This is a genomic window from Micromonospora craterilacus, from assembly GCF_003236315.1.
GTDB lineage: Bacteria > Actinomycetota > Actinomycetes > Mycobacteriales > Micromonosporaceae > Micromonospora > Micromonospora craterilacus.
On record NZ_POTY01000127.1, the window covers coordinates 1 to 19,919 of the forward strand.

The 19,919-nt window shown below is 73.1% G+C and carries 17 protein-coding genes; 5 read left to right on the forward strand and 12 right to left on the reverse strand.

Annotated elements, in window-relative coordinates:
* From C1I95_RS19680 to xylA, 3 genes are all read right to left on the reverse strand, one after another.
* A partial coding sequence (locus C1I95_RS19680) for an MFS transporter (protein WP_111215289.1) occupies positions 1–1,246 on the reverse strand: 1,246 nt, incomplete at its 3' end.
* A gap of 136 nt (positions 1,247–1,382) precedes the next feature.
* Positions 1,383–2,861: a xylulokinase gene (gene xylB, locus C1I95_RS19685; protein WP_111215290.1), complete on the reverse strand. Its 1,479-nt coding sequence runs from the start codon at positions 2,859–2,861 to the stop codon at positions 1,383–1,385.
* 10 nt (positions 2,862–2,871) lie between these two features.
* Positions 2,872–4,059, reverse strand: a complete 1,188-nt coding sequence (xylA, locus tag C1I95_RS19690; RefSeq protein WP_111215291.1) for a xylose isomerase — start codon at positions 4,057–4,059, stop codon at positions 2,872–2,874.
* 48 nt (positions 4,060–4,107) lie between these two features.
* Here xylA and C1I95_RS19695 point away from each other — a divergent pair, with 48 nt between their 5' ends.
* On the forward strand, positions 4,108–5,367 hold the full coding sequence (locus C1I95_RS19695) for an ROK family transcriptional regulator (RefSeq protein WP_111215292.1): 1,260 nt from the start codon (positions 4,108–4,110) through the stop codon (positions 5,365–5,367).
* Here C1I95_RS19695 and C1I95_RS19700 read toward each other — a convergent pair.
* Positions 5,364–5,927: a MarR family winged helix-turn-helix transcriptional regulator gene (locus C1I95_RS19700; RefSeq protein ID WP_233513761.1), complete on the reverse strand. Its 564-nt coding sequence runs from the start codon at positions 5,925–5,927 to the stop codon at positions 5,364–5,366. The genes C1I95_RS19695 and C1I95_RS19700 overlap by 4 nt on opposite strands.
* A gap of 92 nt (positions 5,928–6,019) precedes the next feature.
* Between C1I95_RS19700 and C1I95_RS19705 the strand changes: the two genes are divergently transcribed.
* Positions 6,020–7,147: a PP2C family protein-serine/threonine phosphatase gene (locus C1I95_RS19705; protein ID WP_111215294.1), complete on the forward strand. Its 1,128-nt coding sequence runs from the start codon at positions 6,020–6,022 to the stop codon at positions 7,145–7,147.
* A 10-nt stretch (positions 7,148–7,157) separates the two neighbouring features.
* Here the strand turns inward: C1I95_RS19705 and C1I95_RS19710 are convergent, their stop codons facing one another.
* The 7 genes from C1I95_RS19710 to C1I95_RS19740 all read right to left on the reverse strand — a co-directional run bounded on the left by C1I95_RS19710 (position 7,158) and on the right by C1I95_RS19740 (position 16,076).
* Entirely contained in the window at positions 7,158–8,645 is a 1,488-nt protein-coding gene (locus C1I95_RS19710; RefSeq protein ID WP_111215295.1) for a sugar transferase, read from the reverse strand.
* Between the two features lie 209 nt (positions 8,646–8,854).
* Entirely contained in the window at positions 8,855–10,618 is a 1,764-nt protein-coding gene (locus C1I95_RS19715) for a VWA domain-containing protein (protein ID WP_111215303.1), read from the reverse strand.
* 145 nt (positions 10,619–10,763) lie between these two features.
* On the reverse strand, positions 10,764–11,801 hold the full coding sequence (locus C1I95_RS19720) for a lactonase family protein (protein WP_111215296.1): 1,038 nt from the start codon (positions 11,799–11,801) through the stop codon (positions 10,764–10,766).
* A gap of 116 nt (positions 11,802–11,917) precedes the next feature.
* Positions 11,918–12,520, reverse strand: coding sequence for a GTP-binding protein (locus tag C1I95_RS19725; protein ID WP_111215297.1), 603 nt, complete (start codon positions 12,518–12,520; stop codon positions 11,918–11,920).
* A complete protein-coding gene (locus tag C1I95_RS19730) occupies positions 12,501–12,890 on the reverse strand; it encodes a DUF742 domain-containing protein (protein WP_111215304.1) in 390 nt (129 codons plus the stop codon). Before C1I95_RS19730 ends, C1I95_RS19725 begins: the two co-directional genes overlap by 20 nt.
* The gene (locus C1I95_RS19735) at positions 12,880–13,299 is read right to left on the reverse strand and encodes a roadblock/LC7 domain-containing protein (protein WP_199523820.1); all 420 of its coding nucleotides are present in this window, start codon (positions 13,297–13,299) and stop codon (positions 12,880–12,882) included. Before C1I95_RS19735 ends, C1I95_RS19730 begins: the two co-directional genes overlap by 11 nt.
* A complete protein-coding gene (locus tag C1I95_RS19740; protein WP_111215299.1) occupies positions 13,299–16,076 on the reverse strand; it encodes a sensor histidine kinase in 2,778 nt (925 codons plus the stop codon). The genes C1I95_RS19735 and C1I95_RS19740 overlap by 1 nt, the downstream gene beginning before the upstream one ends.
* Before the next feature lie 380 nt (positions 16,077–16,456).
* Here C1I95_RS19740 and C1I95_RS19745 point away from each other — a divergent pair, with 380 nt between their 5' ends.
* The 3 genes from C1I95_RS19745 to C1I95_RS19755 all read left to right on the forward strand — a co-directional run bounded on the left by C1I95_RS19745 (position 16,457) and on the right by C1I95_RS19755 (position 18,401).
* On the forward strand, positions 16,457–17,050 hold the full coding sequence (locus tag C1I95_RS19745; protein ID WP_111215300.1) for a hypothetical protein: 594 nt from the start codon (positions 16,457–16,459) through the stop codon (positions 17,048–17,050).
* Between the two features lie 10 nt (positions 17,051–17,060).
* Positions 17,061–17,846, forward strand: a complete 786-nt coding sequence (locus C1I95_RS19750; protein ID WP_111215301.1) for a hypothetical protein — start codon at positions 17,061–17,063, stop codon at positions 17,844–17,846.
* A gap of 171 nt (positions 17,847–18,017) precedes the next feature.
* Positions 18,018–18,401, forward strand: a complete 384-nt coding sequence (locus C1I95_RS19755) for a hypothetical protein (protein WP_111215302.1) — start codon at positions 18,018–18,020, stop codon at positions 18,399–18,401.
* A 202-nt stretch (positions 18,402–18,603) separates the two neighbouring features.
* Here C1I95_RS19755 and C1I95_RS19760 read toward each other — a convergent pair.
* On the reverse strand, positions 18,604–19,919 hold a 1,316-nt coding region (locus C1I95_RS19760), incomplete at its 5' end, for a glycoside hydrolase family 6 protein (RefSeq protein ID WP_111215305.1).

The following is a 19,919-nucleotide window of genomic DNA, read 5'->3' on the forward strand; positions in this document are numbered from 1 at the left end:
CCCCGACCAGACCGTTGCCGGCCGCCCGCCCCACCCCGTTGACCAGGTTGCCGAGGCTGTAGACCGTGCCCCGGTGCTCGGGCGGGTTCGCGTCGGCGATCAGCGCGAACCAGTTCGGCGAGTTTGCCGAGGTCAGGGCCAACGCGAGCAGTGCGGTGAGCAGACTCAGCCCGACCGTCGGCTCGCTCACCACGCTGCCCAGCACCGCCCGCACCACCGCGCCGGTCCCGGCGCCGTCGGGCACGTCGATGCGCATCGGCACGAAGAACAACACCAGGTAGAACGGGACCGCGGCGAGGATGCCGACCGCGGCGACGATGGCCCGCCCGGAGGGCGTACGCCGTTGCAGCGCGTCGCCGATCAGGCCACCGACGATGGAGAGCACCCCGCCGAGCTGGAACAGGGTGGCGAAGACGCTGCCCACCACGATCGCGGTCGCCGCCGAGTAGCCCTGGTCCCGCGCCCGCTCGGCGAACAGCACCGGCAGCCAGACCAGCGAGCCGAAGGCGGCCTGCGCGGTGAGGCCCTGCAGGATGAGCCAGCGGTTGGTCCGTCGGCCCAGGATAGTGGGCAGGTCGGCCCGGCTGATCCGGTAGTCGTACTCCGCGCCGCCGGCCAGGGCGCCGGCCAGTTCCGGCTCGCTCTGACCCCGCCGGATGTCGTACGTGAACAGGTACGCCGCCGTGGCGACCAGGCCGGCGACGGTGAGCACCAGGAACGGCCGGCGCCAGTCGACGGCGCCGAGCAGCCCGCCGACCAGCGTGCCGGCCAGCGTGCCGATGCCCTGGGACAGCCCCCAGAAGCTCATCACCAGGCCCCGCCGGCGGGGCGAGATCAGGTCGGTGACGACCGAGAAGCCGACCGAGCCGACCGCGCCGAGCCCCACCGCGGCGAGCAACTGCGCGGCCAGGAACGTGGGGTAGTTGGTGGCCAGCCCGCTGCCGCCCGTCCCGGCCGCCCAGATCAGCGTGCCGATCATGAGCAGCGGCTTGCGGTTCGTGCGGTCACCGAAGTACGCCCAGCCGACCGCCGCCACCGCGCTGACCAGGAAGCTGACCGCGGTGACCAGACCGAGCAGGCGTTGTGGCACCGCGAAGGAATCGGCGATCGCGCCGTACAGCGGGGGCACCAGACCGATCGCCACGTTGTCCAGCGAGGCGAGCAGCACGAAGACCACGACGCTGTAGAACCGGTGCGCCCCGCCCCCACCCCACACCCGCGCGGGCCGGCCCTTGGTCAAGGTCATGCCGGCAGCCAACCAGGGCCAGATAACGGGCCGATCACCGGGTTACCCTCGGCCGTGGACGCAAGATCGTGCTCGATCCCGGATCGAGTGGCTTCCCGGCGACCGCGAAGCCACTCAATCCAGGATCGGGCGTGATTCAGCCCTGCGTCGGGCGGTCCAGGTGGCGTTCCCGGGCCTGCGCGTAGCGTTCCCGGATGGCCGGGACCGGTTCGGCGGGGTACTCCTCGGTGCCGGCCGGGGACCACGACGGCGGCTCGGCACCGCCCAGGGCAAGCCAGGCGGCCTGGCGGGCGGCACCGTCGGCGACGTACTCGCCGGGGGGCGGGACGATCACCGGGCAAGCGAAGACCTGCGCCGCGATCCGGCGTACGGCGGCGGAGCGGGCCCCGCCACCGACCAGGATGACCCGCCGGACGGCCGCGCCCTGGGCGGCGAGCGCGTCGAGCCCGGCGGCGAGGGCGCAGAGCATCCCCTCCACGGCGGCCCGGGCCAGGTGCGCCGGGGTCGAGGTACGCAGGGTCAGCCCGTGCACCGAGCCGCTGGCGTGCGGCCGGTTCGGGGTCCGCTCGCCCTCCAGGTAGGGGACCATGACCAGCCCGTCCGCGCCGGCTGGCGCGGACAGCGCGAGGTCGGAGAGCTGGTCGAGGTCGACCTGGAGCAGGGCCGCGGCGGCGTCGAGCACCCGGGCGGCGTTGAGCGTGCAGACCAGCGGCAGGAACCGCCCGCTGGCGTCGGCGAAGCCCGCGACCGTACCGCTCGGATCGGCGGTCGGGGCCGACGCGACGCTGAACACGGTGCCCGAGGTGCCGATCGAGACGACCACGTCGCCCGGGCCGGCGCCGACGCCGAGCCCGGCGGCGGCATTGTCGCCGGCCCCGGCGCCGAGCAGGATCTCCCCGGACGGGCGCGCCGGGCCAGCGAGCCCGGCGGTGTCGAGGACGCCCGGGAGAGCGCCGGGACTCAGCACGCCGGCAACCTCGGCCGGGCCGAGCACGATCGGCACCTGCGGCCGTCGGCCAAAGGCACGTTCCAGCAGGTCGGGGCGGTACTCGCCGGTGGCCGGGGACCAGTAACCGGTGCCGCTTGCGTCGCTGCGGTCGGTACGCAGCGCGGCCAGGCCGGGCGCGCCGGCCAGCCGCCAGGTCAGCCAGTCGTGCGGCAGGCAGACCGCGGCCACCCGGTCGGCGTTCGCCGGCTCGTGCCGGGCCAGCCAGCGCAGCTTCGTCACGGTGAAGCTGGCCACCGGCACGCTGCCCACCGCGTCGGCCCAGAACCGGCGCCCGGCCGGCTCGCCGCCGGCCTCCTCGACCAGCTCGGTCGCGGCCCCGGCGGACCGGGTGTCGTTCCACAGCAGCGCCGGCCGGACCACCTCCCCCGCCTCGTCCAGGCAGACCATGCCGTGCTGCTGGCCGGCGACGGAGACTGCGGCGACGTCGGCCAGCCCGCCCGCGGCGTCGACCGCCGCCGCCAGGGCGGACCACCAGGCCGCGGGGTCGACCTCGGTGCCGTCCGGATGCGGCGCCCGGCCCTGCCGGACCAGGGCGCCGGTCTCCGCGTCCCGGACGACCACCTTGCAGGACTGGGTGGAGGAGTCCACCCCGGCGACGAGCGGCATGCCGACCGCCTCAGCGTGCGCCGAGCACGTGCTCGACGGCGAGCTGGTTCAGCCGGATGAAGCCGAAGCCCCGGGCGGCGACCGCGTCGGCGTCGAACTCCTCGAACGCGGCGGGGTCGGCGAGCAGCTCGGCGTAGCCCTCACCACCGCCCAGGGTCGGCACGCCCAGCTCGGTGACCTTGCTCGCGGCCATCGCCTCGGCCACCTCCGGGTCGGCCCGGAACGCCGCGACCCGCTCCTTGAGCAGCAGGTACGTGCGCATGTTCGCCGCCGCCGAGACCCAGACCCCGTCGATGTCCTCGGTACGCGATGGCTTGTAGTCGAAGTGGCGCGGGCCGTCGTACCCCGGGCCACCGTTCGGGCCACCGTGCTCCAGCAGGTCGACCAGGGCGAACGCGTTGAGCAGGTCACCGTGGCCGAAGACCAGGTCCTGGTCGTACTTGACGCCGCGCTGGCCGTTGAGGTCGATGTGGAACAGCTTGCCCTGCCAGAGCGCCTGGGCGATGCCGTGGACGAAGTTCAGCCCCGCCATCTGCTCGTGGCCGACCTCCGGGTTCAGCCCGACCCGCTCGGAGTGGGCGAGGGTGGAGATGAACGCCAGGGCATGCCCGACGGTGGGCAGCAGGATGTCGCCACGCGGCTCGTTGGGCTTCGGTTCCAGGGCGAAACGCAGGTCGTAGCCGCGGTCGATGACGTACTGACAGAGCAGGTCGACGGCCTCGCGGTAGCGCTCCAGGGCGGCCTGGACGTCCTTGGCCACGTCGTACTCGCCGCCCTCCCGGCCGCCCCACATGACGAAGGTCTTGGCGCCCAGCTCGGCGGCGAGGTCGACGTTGCGCAGCACCTTGCGCAGCGCGAACCGCCGCACGTCGCGGTCGTTGCTGGTGAAGCCGCCGTCCTTGAAGACGGGGTGCTGGAAGAGGTCCGTGGTGACCATCGGCACCACCAGACCGGTCTCATCGAGTGCCTTGCGGAACCGGGCGATCTGGGCATCGCGGGTGGCGGCGTCCGCGCCGAACGGGATCAGGTCGTCGTCGTGGAAGGTGACGCCGTACGCGCCCAGCTCGGCGAGCCGGTGCACCGACTCCACCGGGTCCAGCGGCGCGCGACTGGCGTGGCCGAACGGGTCTCGGCCCTGCCAGCCGACCGTCCAGAGCCCGAAGGAGAACTTGTCGGCAGGGGTGGGACGGGATGCCATGGCAGACCTCCGGTGGTGTCGCCGCTATTTGTTCAGTGGTTGAATTAAATGACCGTGGTGTGGCAGTGTCAAGAGGTGAACCAAACCGCAGCCCCGGCCGGCGCCGCGCGGCAGGGCAGCCTGCGCGAGCTGAACCTCGCCCTCGTACTCGGCCGGATCGCGGCGGCGGACCGCCCGCCGTCCCGGGCCGCGCTGGCCGCCGAGACCGGCCTGACCCGGGCCACCGTCTCGGCCGTGGTGGAGGACCTCGTCGCCGGCCGGCTGGTCACCGAGGCAGCGCCGACACCCCGCGCCGGTGCCGGTCGGCCGGCCCGCGGCCTGGTACTCGCCGGGGACGGTCCGGCCGGGCTCGGCCTGGAGATCAACGTCGACTACCTGGCCGCCTGTGTGGTCGATCTCGCCGGCGAGGTCCGACACCACACGGTACACCGGGCCGACCTGCGGCCGGTCGCTCCGGCAGACGCGCTCGGCCGGCTGGCCCGGCTCGCCGCCCAGGCCCGCGCCCACGCCGAGGCGCAGGGTCTCAGCCTGGCCGGCGCCGCCCTTGGGGTACCGGGGCTGGTGGACGACACCGGCCAGGTCCGCCTCGCGCCGAACCTGGGCTGGCGCGACGTGCCGGTGCCGGAGCTGCTGGCCGGCCATCCGCCGCTGACCGAGACCGTCGACGGCGTGCCGGCACTGGTGGTGGACAACGAGGCCAACCTGGCCGCCCTCGGCGAGCTGCACGCCGGCGGCGGTCCGGGCAGCTTCCTGCACATCTCCGGTGAGGTCGGCATCGGCGCCGGGATCGTGCTCGACGGGGCCCTGTTCCGCGGCACCCGCGGCTGGAGCGGCGAGATCGGTCACATCCCGGTCCGCCCGGACGGACCGCCCTGCCGGTGCGGCGGCCGCGGCTGCCTGGAGCGCTACGCCGGCCAGGAGGCCATCCTCTCGGCGGCCGGCCTGGTCGGGGCCGAGCTGCCGGCCGACACCGCGCCGAACCGGCTGGCCGAGCTCGCCGAGGCCGGCGAGCCCGCCGTGCTGCACGCCCTGCACGAGGCCGGGACGGCGATCGGGGTCACCGTGGCCAGCGTGGTCAACCTGCTGGACCTCGACACCGTGGTACTCGGCGGCGGCTACGCCCCGCTCATCCCCTGGCTCCGGCCGCCGATGCTCGCCGAGATCGAGCGCCGGGTGCTCACTGCGGCCTGGTCACCGGTGACCGTCCGGCCGGCCGCTCTCGGCGCCACGGCCGCCGCCGTGGGCGCGGCCGGTTCGGTGGTACGCCGGATCATCGCGCGCCCCGCCGGCTGGCTGACACGGTTCTAGGCCGTCCGGCAGACGGACGCCTCCCCCGTCGACCAGCCACGCGGCGGGTCGGTGCCGCGGTCCATGCCGTTGCGGCCCTCCGGCAGTTGCTCGGCGTGGGGCTGCTCCGGCTGCGGCACCAGCGGCGACACGGGCCGGACGACCCGCGCGCGGGCCGCTTCGTCGAACTCCCGCAGCCCGTGCAGCAGCGCTTGGCGCCCATCCGGCGTCATGTCGGCCAGGATGGCCGCCAGGTGCTGCCGGCGATCCTCGCGCAGTTCGGCGAGGAGTCGGCGGGCCTCGGCGGTCAGGTGCAGCGAGATCTCCCGCCGGTCCGCCCGTCCCGGCTCCCGCTCCAGCATCCCGGCGGCGACCAGCCGGTCGCAGAGCCGACTGGCCGAGGAGAGCAGCATGTCCAGCCCGGCGGCCAGTCGGCGCAGGTTGATCCCGTCCTGCCGTTCGACGAGCATGACGGCGCGAAGCTGGGCGGTGGAGATCCGGTTGGCTGTCCGCTCCCGCGCACCGTCCCAGACGGTCAGCAGGGCGCCCGCCGCGGAATCAAGCTCGGCAGCCATACTCATCTCGGGTCCCGGTGGACCATGCAGTTCCGCCATGGTGCGCCTGAGCGTACTCCGATTCTCGCGGCCGATGGGCTTGTGATCAAGGAGAGAGCATGAGCGAACCGGTCGACCAGGCCCGCACCGCACTCACCGCCGCCCCCGCGGACCTGCTCGTGCGGCGGATCGCCGGGCTCCTCGACCAGGAGTACGGCATCACCGACACCGAACTTCTCCAGGTCGACTACCGGTTGGCAGCGCTGCTCCCGCTCACCGACGGGGAGGAGGTGACGACGCCCGGGCACCCCGCCTGGCGCTGCTTCGACCACCAGACCCCGGTGTACGCCGACGGCACCGGATACCTGCCGGTCAGCATGCGCGGCGAACGGCGTGGGGTGCTCCGGGTCGCGCCGGTCGCCGACGAGGGTCTGCTGGCCGGGCTGGCCGAGGTGGCCACCGCGCTGGCCCACGAGCTGACCGCGGTCGACCCCGGCACCGACGTGTACCGCACCGCCCGCCGCAGCCGGCGGCTCACCCTCGCCGCCGAGGTGCAGTGGGAACTGCTGCCCGGGCGTAGCCGGACCCGCCCCTCCTTCAGCCTGGCCGGCCAACTGGAACCGGCGTACGCGGTGCGCGGCGACAGCTTCGACTGGTCCGACGACGGCGAGCGGGTCTGGACCGCCACAATCAACGGCATGGGCGAGGGCGTCGCCGCGTCGATGCTCACCACCCTCGCCACCTGCGCGCTGCGTAACGCCCGCCGGGCCGGCATTCCGCTGGCCGACCAGGCCGCGCTGGCCGACCAGGCGATCTACGCCCTACACCGGGGCGAGCAGCACCTCGCCACCCTGCTGCTCGAGATCGACCTGCGCAGCGGGCTGCTGACCGCCGTCGACGCCGGCTCGCCCCGGCTGGTTCTGCTACGCGACGGCGAGGTCAGCGTGCAGCCGCTGGAGGAGCAGTTCCCACTCGGCATGTTCGAGGGGACGCTCTATCGCGAGCAGCACCTCCAGCTCCAGCGCGGCGACCGGCTGTTCATGCTGAGCGACGGGGTGGTCGAGGCGGCCGGGCAGAACGTGCGGTACGGCGACAGCGCGCTGGACCGGATGCTGCGCCGTACCGGGCCGATGTCTCCGCTGGACGCGGTCCGCTCCCTCCTCGGCGACCTGCGGGCGTTCGTCGCCAGCGACCTGACCGACGACGCCGTGGTGGTCTGCCTGGACTGGCTCGGCCCGCAGCCGTGAGGCAGCGCGATCAGTACGCGCCCCGACTGTTGACCACCGCGCCGAAGGTCTTCCACAGGATCGTCAGGTCGGCCGCCAGCGACCAGTTCTCCACGTAGTAGAGGTCCAGCCGGATGCCGTCCTCCCAGCTCAGGTCCGACCGGCCGCTGACCTGCCAGAGCCCGGTGATCCCGGGCTTGACCAGCAGCCGGCGGGCCACGTCGCCGTCGTAGCGGGCGACCTCGGAGGGCAGCGGTGGTCGCGGACCGACCAGGCTCATCTGCCCCAGCAGGACGTTGACCAGCTGCGGAAGCTCGTCCAGCGACCACTTGCGCAGCAGCCGGCCGACCCGGGTGACCCGCGGGTCGTGACGCATCTTGAACATCAGGCCGTCGGTCTCGTTGCGGGCGGCCAGCTCCGCCAGCAGCACGTCCGCGTTGAGCACCATGGTGCGGAACTTGAAGACCCCGAACTCCCGGCCGCCCTGCCCGACCCGGGTCTGGCGGAACAGCACCGGACCACGGCTGTCCAGCTTGACGGCCAACGCGATGACCGCGAGCAACGGCAGCAGCAGGGCCAGTGCCACCAGCGACACCGACCGGTCGACGAAGCCCTTGACCAGCTTGCGCACGCCGCGGAACTCCGGTGCCTCGACGTGGATCAGCGGCAGGCCGGCGACCGGACGGGTGTGGATGCGGGGACCCGCGACGTCGGTCAGCGCCGGGGCCAGCACCAGGTCGATGCCGGTGCCCTCCAGCTGCCAGCCGAGCCGCCGTAGCCGGGTGGCGGTGAGTTCCCCGCAGGCGGTGACGGCGACCGTGTCCGCGCCGATCGCGGCGGCGGCCTCCGGGATGCCCCGGAACGAGCCGACCACCGGCACGTCGTCGAGCCGCTGCGCCACCGGGGCCAGCAGGGCGTCCGGGATGCACGCGCCCACCACCTGATAGCCCGCGTAGGGTTCGCGGCGCAGGGTGTGCACCAGCTCCAGCACGTGCGCGGTGTCGCCGACCACCAGCACCCGCCGCGACCAGCCCGCGCCCCGCGACCGGGCCCGGTGCAGGCGCTTGCGCGCGGCGAACCGGGCCACCTCGAGACCGACCGTGCCGACGGCGAACGAGATCGCCAGGAAGCCGCGGGAGACACCGACGTCGGCGACGTAGCCGGCGATCGCGGTGGCCCCGGCCAGTCGCAGGCCGGCCATGCTGACCCGTCGGTACTCGTCCGCGCCGTAGCCGATCACCCGGTCGTCGTAGCAGCGCAGGACCTTCAGCGAGATCAGCCAGGCCAGCACGAGCCCCGGGGCGACCAGGACGTACGGCACGTGCGTGCCGCTTGGCGCGGTTTCACCGAAGCGGGCCGCGTACCCGACGAGCACTGCCAGGGTCAGCACGGTGGCATCCAGCACGACCAGGGCTCGGATGTAGCTCCGCTGGTCGGTGCGCAGCGACCCGGTCGACGACGAGGCGTCGTCCGGTCGCGATGACGATCTGGCGGGGGTCAACAGCGTCGCCGAGGTCACCAGCCCTCCCACTTGGCTCGCCGACGGCCCGGGCCCAGCCCGGATGGAGGCCCGGAGCTGCCGGGTGCACGACGACATCCTGCCCTGACAACTACGGCGGCCGATTACTTCGGACGTATTGCCGTCACTTTAGAAGGCAGAGTACGGCCGGAAAGGGCCTGTGGTACCGGTTTCACCAGCATCACAGGCCCCCGTTCCTGTTCGACGGCTCAGGCGGGCGCCTTGCGCAGGGCGATCGCCCGGAGGAAGATGTCGCCGATCCCGGTCGGGTCCTCGGCGATGAAGGCATTGCCGCCGGCGCCCGTCGCGATGGTGTCCAGCTCCGACTTGCTGACCTCGTTGCCGATCCCGATGATGATCACCTGGACCGGCTGGTCCGGGTCCCGGAGCCGCTTCAGCTCGGCGAGCAGATCCTTCTGCGAGATGCCGTTGGCGTCCTCGTTCTTGCCGTCGGTGAAGAGCACGATCGAGTTGACCTTGCCCGGCTCCCAGTTCTGCTGGACGTCCTTGTAGGCAGCCAGCAACGTGTCGTACAGGCCGGTGTCGCCACTCGTCGAGCTGATCGTGTCCAGGCCGCGCAACAGAGCACCGCGCTGCCGGGACAGCGGACCGATGGGCACCACCTCGCGGTAGTCCCGCGAGCCCACCAGGTTGGTCGAGAACACCCACAGGCCGATCGACCACGAGTCGTCGAACAGGTTCAGGCCGCGCCGGGCCGCTTCCGCAGTGACCTGCTGCCGGGTCGCCCCGTTGGCGGTCGGGACGGGCTTCTTCATCGATCCGGAAACGTCGATGATGGCGAGCATCCGGCCGGAGAGGGTGGCGATGGACCAACTGGAGACGGCCCGTTCCACCGCGTCCGGGGCCAGTCCACCCGCGGCGATGCCGCCCTTCGCGGGGGGCGGGGCGGAGGCGTCGCCGCTGGCCGGGCTCGGTGCCCCCTGCGGCGCATTGAAGCCGTTGCCCCAGTTGCCGTCCGGCCCCCGCAACGCCTGGGTGGCCAGCTTGTCCTTGAACGACGGGGTGGTGAGCACCTCGAACAGCACCCGTGCGGCGGCCGCCTTGGTCGGTTCGATGCCGGGCAGCACCGCATACGGGTAGTCCAGGGGCAACGGCGCCGGCTTCAGGTAGAGCGCCGCCAACGGCACCGGTGGCTTCTTGGCGTTGTACTGGATGACGTCCTCTTCGGACAGTGCCGCGGCGCCGAGCGCGCTGGCCAGGGTGGTGTTGTCCGAGGCGGTCGGGAACTTGGCGAGCAGATCCTGACGCAGCGCCGAGGCGCCCGAGGCCAGGGCGCGCAGCGCGCCGATGCGGTCCTGCTCGGCGGTGGCGCCGCCGGACGCCGCTGCTGCGGTCATCAGCGACAGCAGACCGGACAGGCCGGCGGCGTCCCGGGTCGGCTCGACGATGCCGGTTTTCAGCGGCCGGTCGCTGTTGACCCGGGCCAGCAGCTGGGTCCAGCCGAGTTCCTTCTGCGGCCAGCCCAACCGGGTCGCGATCGGCTCGGGCATGGCGACGACGACCGGGCTGCTCGCGATGGAGGCACCGTTACCCGGCTCGAAGGCCGCCGCGCCACCGGTCTGGAGCCGCAGCAACCAGGTCGAGGAGTCCGGAATCCACACGTCCGGGCTGACCGCGGTGCCGCTGGCCTGACCAACCCCGGCCAGGCTGGCACCGTGCTTGGCCGCCACCACTGCGGCCACCTCGACCGCGTCGGAGGCCGCGACCGTAACGTCGATGCAGGTCCCGTCGACCGCCGCGCCTTTCGCCTCCCACTCGGTGGCCGCCTCGTCGACCGCCGGGGCGAGCTCGGTCGCTACCGCGACCGACAACTCGATTTTGCCCGAGCAGTCCTGGCCGGCGAGCTGGCGGTAGCCCACCCACCCGCCAGCCGTGACGATGAGTACGCCGACCGCCGCTGCTGCGGCGGCGCCGTGAAAACTTGAACGCATGCGATGGCGGCCTGCTGACACGCAGACCATCTTGCGTACCCGACCCATGGACTGCCATGGCCGTTCGGTCGAAAGTTACAGAGGAGAAACAGTTTACCGCCATTTAGTAACGTTGAGTGATGAGTCAACGGCGCAATGTGGATGCATCAATGTCCAACGCCCACGATCAGGGCAGAACGCAGGTGGGGCTGGCAACCGGCAGCGGCTCCCCGACCGGCACCGGCACGCCGCTGTCCCGGTCGACCCGGAAGGTCCGCACCATGTCCGCCCGTTCGTCGGCGACATAGAGGTGTGCCCCGACCAGCACGAAGTGCCGGGGCCACTCGCCACCGGTGTCCACCTCGTCGACCAGCTCCGGCCGGCCCACCCCGAGCGCGAAGACGGCCACCGTGCCCACCCCCCGGTTCGAGACGTAGAGGAAGCGCCCGTCCGCGCCGACGGCGATCTCCGCCGGCTGGACGTGCCCGGCCCGGCCGCTGGCGTCGACCCGCCCCTGCTGGTGCAGGGCGCCGTCGTCGGTCAGGTCGTACACCAGGACTGAGCCGTCCAGTTCGCCGGAGACGTAGCAGCGCCGCCCGTCCGGGTGCCGGGCCAGGTGCCGAGGACCGGCTCCCGGCGCCGTACGCACCCGCGGTGCCCGGGGTACCAGCCGGCCGGACGCGCCGTCGAGGTCGTACCGGTAGATCGAGTCGGTGCCCAGGTCGACGGCGAGCAGCGGTTGCCGCCCGGTCCCCGGCGAGACCATGTGCGCGTGCGCCCGCTCCTGACGCTCCGGGTCGGGCCCGTGCCCCTGGTGCGCCACCAGGTCGGTGCGCTCGCCGGGCGCCCCGTCCGGGTCGAGCGGGAAGACCGTCACGCTGCCGCCGCCGTAGTTGGCGACGAACAGGTGCGTGCCGTCCGGTGCGACCGCCAGGTGGCACGGCTCGGCCCCGCCGGTCGGCCACGAGCCGATCGCGGCCAGCCCGCCGTCGGCGTCCACCCGCCACGCGCTGATCTCACCGGTGGGTAGTTCGTTGACCGCGTACAGCACGGGTCGGGTCGGATGACGGGCGAGGAAGGACGGCGACGCGGTGACCGCGACCGTGCCCAGCACGGTCAGCTCGCCGCTTTCCGGATCGCGCCGGGCGGCGACGATCCCGGTGCCGCGCCCGCCACTGTGCGCGGTGTACCCGCCGATGTGAACGACCTGTTCTCGACCTGCCACCGGGTTCCGCCCTCCGCCGCCCACTCCGTCGATCCCACCGGAAGCCTTCCCCCGACACCGGCGGGTTAGACCTCCAATCCTCGGCGCGCCGCAGCGCGCCACCGGCCCGACGGCGGTCAGGCCGCCGGCACCGGCTCGCCCCGCTGCCGGGCGACGTGCTCCACCAGGGAGATCAGCACCGTCTTGCCGGACTGCCGGTCGCGGGCGTCGCAGAGCACCATCGGCACGCCGGGGTCGAGATCCAGGGCCCGTCGTACGGCCTCCAGGCTGAACCGCCGGGAACCGTCGAAGCAGTTGACCCCGACCACGAACGGGATGCCCCGCTGCTCGAAGTAGTCGATCGACGGGAAGCAGTCGGCCAGCCGGCGGGTGTCGGCGAGGACCACCGCGCCGAGCGCGCCGAAGGCCAACTCGTCCCAGAGGAACCAGAAGCGGTCCTGACCCGGCGTGCCGAACAGGTACAGCTGCAGGTCGTCGTTGATGGTGATCCGCCCGAAGTCCATCGCCACCGTGGTGGTCGACTTGGTCTCCACGCCGGATACGTCGTCGGTGTCGACGCCGGCCCCGGTCAGGATCTCCTCGGTCTGCAACGGCCGGACCTCACTCAACGCGCTCACCAGCGTCGTCTTGCCGGCGCCGAAGCCGCCGGCGATGAGGATCTTCAGCGCGATCGGGACCCGGTGCCCCCGCCGCTCGCCGTCATAACGCACGGAGTCCATGGACCACCGCCTTGAGGATGTCGTTGTCGGGCAGGTACGTGGCACGCGGTGGCTGGTGCACGGCGACCAGTCCCCGGGACAGCAGATCACCAAGTAGTACCCGGACCACGCCGACGGCGAGATCCAGGTCGGCGGCGAGTTCCACGACCGGGGTTCCCTGGCCAGCCAGTTCCACCAGCAGCCGGTGTTCCGGGTGCAGCTCCGGGTAGGCGGCAAGGTCCGGGTCCGGCGTCGCCAGCACGTACGCCACCAGGTCGAACCCGTCCACGCTGGGCCGGACCCGGCCACCGGTCAGGGTGTACGGCCGCACCACCGGGCCGGCGTCGTCGTCGAGCCACTCGTGCTGGGGCCCGGGTAAGTCACTCCGCATCGGCGGCACCCACCGACGCCCGGGCCGGCACCCCGAGATTCTCGCCCACCCGGGTCACCAGCATCGCCATCTCGTACGCCACCAGGCCGATGTCCGCGTCCGCGTCGCTGGCCACCGCCAGGCACGCACCGTGCCCCGCCGCGGTCACGAAGAGGTACGCGGACTCCATCTCCACCACGGTCTGCCGGACCGGCCCGCCGGTGAGGTGCCGGCTGGCGCCCCGGGCCAGGCTGGAGAGGCCGGACGCCAGGGCGCAGAGGTGCTCGGCGTCGGCACGGTCCATCCCGGCGGAGGAGCCCAGCAGGAGCCCGTCCGCCGAGAGCACCACGGCCCGCCGCGCGGTCGGCACCCGCTCCACCAGATCGTCGAGCAACCAGTCGAGATCGGCGCTCTGCCTCGTCGATTGCATCAGGCGTCCCTCTCAGTCGCGGTCGGGGATTTCACAGTCACCGGCCCGGCCGGATCGGCGGCCCGGCCCTGGTCGGCCGTCCCGCCCTGGTCAGCGGTCCCGCCCTGGTCGGCGGACCTGTCCTGGCCGACGGTCCCGCCCTGGTCAGCGGACCTGTCCTGGCCGGCGGGAGGGGGCACGGTTCGGCCGGCCGCGTCCACCGGGGCCGGGTCGGCGGCCGGCGCGCCGGCACTGCTCCGTCGAGCGGCACCCGCCGGCGCCGGCCCGGGCCGGTCGGCGGCGCCCGCGACCGCGGCCAACCGGCCCCGCGCGGTGCCGGCCTGTAGCGCCGACATGACCCGGCGAGCCTCCTCCGGGCTGCGCGGTGCCGGATCACCGAGCGGCTCGACCGGCCCACGGGGTATCACCACCGGCTGCCGGACGGTCGGACCGTCGAGCGCCGCCGCCGACCCGGGCCGGGCGATCACCGCCGGCAGCCGGACCGTCGGCGAGTCCACCGGGCCCCGATCGCGATCAACCGCGGTCGGTTCCGCCCGCACCGCCGGACCTGCATCGGCCGGCGACCCGGCGGCGGATGCGCCGACCGGAGCGACCGGGCCGCGCCGGCGGATCCGGCGGGGCAGGCCGTCGGCCTCCTCGGCCGGGCCCACGGTCGAGCCGCGGGCCGGACCGCCCTGGCCCCCGGCACGAACCGGCTCGCCGGTCGGCGGTGTCCCGGCCCCGTCGGACGGGGTCGGTACCGCACGCGTCGCCGATCGGGAACGCGGCCGGGGGACAGTGGTCAATCGCGTCGCCCGGACCAGCCGCCGGTGCTCCGGACTGGCCGCCTGGTCGTCGGCCACCGGTGCGTCCGGCTCGGGCAGCGGCGAGGGCTCGGCGGTGATCAACTCGGTGGGGATCAGCACCACCGCGGTCAGGCCGGCCCCCTCCGACGGCCGCAACCGCACCTGTACGCCGTGCCGGCCGGCCAGCCGCGCCACCACGAACAGGCCGAGTCGGGCCGTCTCGGCCGGGTCGAACTCCGGGGACCGGCTCAGCTTGCGGTTGGCCTCCTCGAGGGCCGCCCCGCTCATGCCCAGGCCCTGGTCGGAGACCGACAGCGCGTACCCGTGCGCGACGTGCTCGCCCGAGACCTCCACCCGCGACTCCGGCGGCGAGAACGCGGTGGCGTTCTCCATCAGCTCGGCGAGCAGGTGGATGACGTCGCCCACCACCCGGCCGACCGTACCGGCGGGCTGCACGGTGGTGATCTCGATGCGGTCGTACGCCTCGACCTCGGAGATCGCCCCCCGGATCAGGTCCACCATGGCGACCGGGTTGCGCCAGCCACGCCCCGGGGCGGCACCGGCGAGGATGACCAGGTCCTCCGCGTGCCGACGCAGCCGGGTGGCGAGGTGGTCGACCCGGAACAGCTCGGCGAGATGGTCCGGGTCCTCCGCGTCGCGTTCCAACCGGTCGAGCAGGGCGAGTTGCCGGTGCACCAGGCCCTGGCTGCGCCGCGCGATGTTCAGGAAGACCTCGTTGAGGCCACGGCGCAGGCTGACCTCGACCATGGCGGACCGAATGGCGACCTTCTGCACCTCGGTGAACGCCTGCGCGACCTGGCCGATCTCGTCGCTGCCCCGGTCGGCCACCGGCGTCTCCTGGGCGATGTCCACCTGCTCGCCCCGGCGCAACCGGTCCACCACCTCCGGCAGTCGCTGTTCGGCCTGCTTCAGCGTGCCGTGTACCAGGGTGAGCCGCCGTGCGAGGGACCGGCCGACCCGGACCGCCACCACCAGGGAGAGCGCGACGGCGATCAGCCCGAGCAACCCGGCGCCGGCCAGCCGGGCCAGGGTGCGTACCGCCATCGGCACCGACCGGTCGGCCAGCCCGTCGGCCTGGGTCAGCTCGAAGTCCCGCAGCGACTGCTGCACCGTGTGGTAGCTGTCCTGCCACGCCTTCGGGTCGACCGTGAGCCGGGCCGAAGGGGCGGCGACCAGTTCGTCCTGCATCGCCCGTAGCCGGCCGAACGCCTCCTGCTCGGTCAGCCGCTGATACTCGGCCCGGTCCGGCTCGGGCAGTTCGGCCACCGCGGCGTCGGCCAGGAACCGCTGGTTGCCAACGGCCTGTACGAGCAGCGCGTGCTCCCCCTCGGCGAACCCTCCGCCGGTCAGCGCACCGGCCAGCAGCGCGTCGGTCTGCCCGAGCAGTTCCCGGGAGCGACCGAGGTCCGTCAGGGCCAGTGCCTCCCGGTTGAGATCATGATCCGGCAGGTTCGCCATGGCGGCGAAGGTCTGAAAGGCGGCGGAGATCATGCCGCTGTAGAGGCCGATCGCGCCGGCCCGGTCGAGGTCCCGGCGGTCGATGAAGCCGCGCCCGGCCGGCAATGCGTCCAGCTCGCTGACCAACCGGTCCAGCCGGGCATCGAGCAGCTCCCCGGCGGCGTCGCGCAGCTTGTCCCCCGCGATACGGCGGCGCAGCTCGGTCACCGCCGAGTCGGTACGGGCCCGCTGCTCGACCAGCGCCGGCAGCACGCAGTCGGCCGACGGTCGGTCACACGCCGAACGGGGCGAGGCGAGGTGCACCACCGAGAGCCGCCGCTCCCGCTGCAACTCCGCCACCACGGTCTCGCCCGGTCTGCCCAGGTCATAGAGGAGGGTCCGGGCGGCGAGCAGGTCGAGCGCCGGTCCGAAGGTGAGGGTGGTCGCGAATATCCACAGTGCCAGGAGCGCGGTCACCGGCACGACGACCAACGCGGTCAGCTTGGAGCGGATCGGCCAGTCGCGGGTGTTCAATCGGACCTCGCCCGGAAGGGTGGCTGGAAGGGCTCCCCGGTGCGACCGGGCAGCGCCGTCGCCGGGGCGCACCCCGGTTGCCCCGCCGGGACGCCGGCTCGGGCGCCTTGGGCAGGATACGTAATCCGAGCCGCCTGCACTACCGTCCGTCGAGCCTACCGGCACAGTAACGAACGGTCGGATGACCGACACCGGCCGGAATCCGGCGGGGCGCACCAGTGCGGCCGCCGGCAGATTTTCGGATCGGCTCGGGTTTGCCGCCGGGGTCGCGCGGTATTGAGCCCTGATGCTCGCCGCGGCCGAATCGGGCGAGGAAAGTGCTCCGGAACGGGATTGGCGATCAGTGGACGGAGGGAATACCTGCAGGCGAAGGAGGAGCCATGTCGCCCACGCAGATAGTCGTCACCGTCCTCGTCATCCTGGTGGTCGCCGCGCTCGCCGCGACCGTCCTGGTGGCTGGCCGCCGCCGGACGCTCCGGCAGCGCTTCGGCCCCGAGTACGACCGCGTCGTCGCCGAGCAGGACAGCCGCAGCGCGGCCGAGAAGGAGCTGCGGGACCGGGAACGCCGGCACGCCGAACTCCAGCTGGTCCCGCTCGACCCCGACTCCCGCACCCGGTACGTCGAGGCATGGGAGGAACTCCAGGTACGTTTCGTCGACTCCCCCGCCGAAGCCGTCGGCCAGGCCGACGAACTGGTCACCCGGCTCATCGGCGAACGCGGATACCCGACCGGTGACTTTTCGGACCAGATCGCCCATCTCTCCGTCGAGCACGCCCGCACGCTCAGCCACTACCGGGACGCCCACGAGATCCACCTGCGCAACTCCCGGGGCGAGGCCAGCACCGAGGACCTCCGCCAGGCCGTCGTCCACTACCGCGCTCTCTTCGCCGACCTGCTCGGCGCGGAGCCGGTCGCGGCCCGGACGCCGGAGCAGCGCCATCCCGACGCCGCCCACGACGCCACGAACCGCTGAGGAGACCACCATGCGGCAGGAAGAGCAGCAACTCAACAACGACCACCCGGAGGCCGTCCGGGCCGCCCCGGTGACGGTGCCACCCACCGACGACGACCGCGACGTGGCGGACGACATCGACGAGCCGACGGACCGCGACCGGTTGGAAACCGACGCGGACCGCCCGGGCGACGACGCCGACCGGACCGACTTCCACCAGCCGGGTCCCGTACCGACCACCTTCGGCGCCACCACCGTCGGCGGCGCGGTGGCAGCCTCCGCACTGGCCAGCGCCCGCCCGGAGGACGAGCCCGACCCCCGCGAGGAACGCACCGCCCGGCCGGGCGACGGCGCGGTCGAGGGTGCACGCGAGGGGTGGCGCGCGGATCCCACCGCCGAGTTCGATCGGACCGACCGCGACCTGGCGGACGAGAACGCCGGCGGAACCGGGGTGGCGGGGTACGGCAGCGCCAGCCCGACCATGGTCGACCCGGACGCGCAGCCCACCGACGACGTCGCGCCCGCCGTCGCGGAGGCCGTGCCGGTCGGGGCGGCCACCCTGTTCGACGAGCCGACGGCCCAGCGGTTCCGGGACCGCTGGCGCGATGTCCAGCTGCGCTTCGTGGACGACCCCCGGGCGGCGGCCGGCGAGGCGCAGTCCCTGGTCGACGAGGCCATGCAGGCCCTGTCCGCGGCGCTGACGGAGCACAAGAGCAAACTCGGCGGCTGGCAGGAGGCGGGCTCGACCGACACCGAGCAACTGCGGGTGGCCGTCCGCGAGTACCGCGACTTCCTCGACCGGGTGCTCGGTCGCTGAGGCGTCGACGAAGGCGGGTGCCCCGAACCGGGCACCCGCCTTCGTCGTACTGGTGCAGGTGGCTCCCGGTCTGACGACGGCGCTGCCGCGCTCCGGCCAGGCATGGCGACCGGCCAGGCGGGTACCCGGCAGGGGGCCAGGGTATCGGCGGTGGACAGGAGGGCGGCAACGATGACGGATCGGAACCGGGAACGACCGCTGGAGGAGCGCCCCGAAGTGGCCGCGGCGGTCGACGACGAGACCGCTGTCCCCCAGCTGATGACCGGGGGCGGGGCCGACCGGGACACGCCGGCCTTCGCCGAACCGGACGAGCGGGCCGATCGTGGCGGGCCGACCGAAGACATTCTCGCCGACCCGTACGCCGCCGGCACCGGGGCGACGGGGACCGGCACCGGCGCTGGCGGGGACAACATCCGCACCGGCGCCGAGCAACCCTGGGAGCCGGAGGACCTGGTGATGGCGCGGGGCCAGGACCTCACCCCGGAGAACATCGAGCGGGCCCGACGCGAGCTGAACGAACTCGGCCGGGCGGCGATCGAGAAGACCGTGCCCTGACCGGCGCCGCTGACCCCACGTCCTCGGCGATCACCCCAGCCCACGCCCGGAGTGGAGCGTCCGGCGTACGGGGCGGCCAGCAGGTGCTGCGGGCCGCGCGGCGAGAGGGGCCCCTGGTCCGACCGGTGCGGTCGGACCAGGGGCCCGGGGAACCTGCCGCCACAGCGCCTCACCTACTGCTGGCGGCGGGTGTGCCTGACTGTCAGGACAGCGGCGGGTAGGCGTTGCGCATCAGCTCGGTGAACTGCGCCGGGAACCAGGCGCCCGAGATCGGGGCGTTCGGCAGGGCGCCGCTCAAGCTGTTGCCGTTGCGGGCGTTACCGGTGTAGGTCGGGTCGCACATCCGGTCGAAGCCCTTGCCGTCGTTGTTCGGGATCTCGCGGCTGGAGCCGTCCGACTCACCCGGGGGCTTGATCCAGACGTACGCGTCGATGCCCGGCTCCGGGTTCGCCCTGGGCCGCTCGCCCAGACCGGCACCCGACTGGTTGCACCAGTTGCCGGCGTGGATGCGCCGGTCGACGCGGCCACCGTCCACGTAGGCGTCCACGCTGGTCTGCGGACCCGGGCCGGTGGGCCGGGCGGTACCGCCCCAACCGTTACGGGAGGTGTCGATCAGCATGCCGATGTTGCTGTCGAAGCCGCGGCGGACGAGTTCCTGGCGGAACGCCTGGGCGAACCCGAGCTCGTCGACGTAGCGGTTCCAGTCGACCCACTTGGCCTGGCGGACGTCCTGGCCGTTCGGCCGGTCGTTGATGGTGAAGTACGGCTCCTTCAACGCCGAGTAGTTGGCGGTGTTGACGATGAAGCCGTGCACGTTGGCCGGGCTGGCACCGGACGCACCAGCGGCCTCGCGCAGAATGGCGGCCGACGGGCCGAAGTTGTCGTCCCACCCGAGCCAGCCGTGGTGGCCGGCGTCGATGTAGTTGTAGACGTTCGGGATCGCACCCAGCTTGGCGATGGCGTACCCGACACCCTGGACGTACGCGCCGTTGGCCTTGACCGTGTCGCACATGGCGGTGCCGCCGGGGCGACCGGACACGTTGGTCACGATGTTCGGCAGCGAGTCGATCTCGACGATGTTGATGATCCGCAGGTTGCGGTACTTCGCGTCACCCTGGATCGCCGCGATCGGGTCGATGTACTGCGACTTGTACCTGGGCAGGTCGTTCGGGCCGAGTTCGCCATTGGAGGCGAGCGCCGAGCAGTCACGGCCGGGCAGGTTGTAGATGACGAACTGGATGTACTGGGCGCCCTGGCGCAACGCCTCGTCCAGGTGGTTACGCACGCCCATCGGGCCGTTGGACTGGCTGTCCGGGGTGCCGTTGATCGCCGCGATCCGGTCGATCCACACCCCGGTCGAGATGTTCGACACCCGGCTGCCGCCGCTGACCGACTCGGCCTTGGCCTTCCACTCGGGATTCACGTACCCACGGGCGTTCAGGTAGGGGTTGTCCACCCGTCCACCAGGAGGCGGCGTGGTCGGCGGAGGAGTCGTGGGTGGCGGCGTGGTCGGCGGGG

Bases quoted from the DNA above. Each gene is read 5' to 3' on its own strand.
- xylB (WP_111215290.1), bottom strand. From the start codon at position 2,861: ATGCCGCTCGTCGCCGGGGTGGACTCCTCCACCCAGTCCTGCAAGGTG.
- xylA (WP_111215291.1), bottom strand. From the start codon at position 4,059: ATGGCATCCCGTCCCACCCCTGCCGACAAGTTCTCCTTCGGGCTCTGG.
- C1I95_RS19695 (WP_111215292.1), top strand. From the start codon at position 4,108: ATGACCGTGGTGTGGCAGTGTCAAGAGGTGAACCAAACCGCAGCCCCG.
- C1I95_RS19700 (WP_233513761.1), bottom strand. From the start codon at position 5,927: ATGAGTATGGCTGCCGAGCTTGATTCCGCGGCGGGCGCCCTGCTGACC.
- C1I95_RS19705 (WP_111215294.1), top strand. From the start codon at position 6,020: ATGAGCGAACCGGTCGACCAGGCCCGCACCGCACTCACCGCCGCCCCC.
- C1I95_RS19725 (WP_111215297.1), bottom strand. From the start codon at position 12,520: ATGGACTCCGTGCGTTATGACGGCGAGCGGCGGGGGCACCGGGTCCCG.
- C1I95_RS19730 (WP_111215304.1), bottom strand. From the start codon at position 12,890: ATGCGGAGTGACTTACCCGGGCCCCAGCACGAGTGGCTCGACGACGAC.
- C1I95_RS19735 (WP_199523820.1), bottom strand. From the start codon at position 13,299: ATGCAATCGACGAGGCAGAGCGCCGATCTCGACTGGTTGCTCGACGAT.
- C1I95_RS19745 (WP_111215300.1), top strand. From the start codon at position 16,457: ATGTCGCCCACGCAGATAGTCGTCACCGTCCTCGTCATCCTGGTGGTC.
- C1I95_RS19750 (WP_111215301.1), top strand. From the start codon at position 17,061: ATGCGGCAGGAAGAGCAGCAACTCAACAACGACCACCCGGAGGCCGTC.
- C1I95_RS19755 (WP_111215302.1), top strand. From the start codon at position 18,018: ATGACGGATCGGAACCGGGAACGACCGCTGGAGGAGCGCCCCGAAGTG.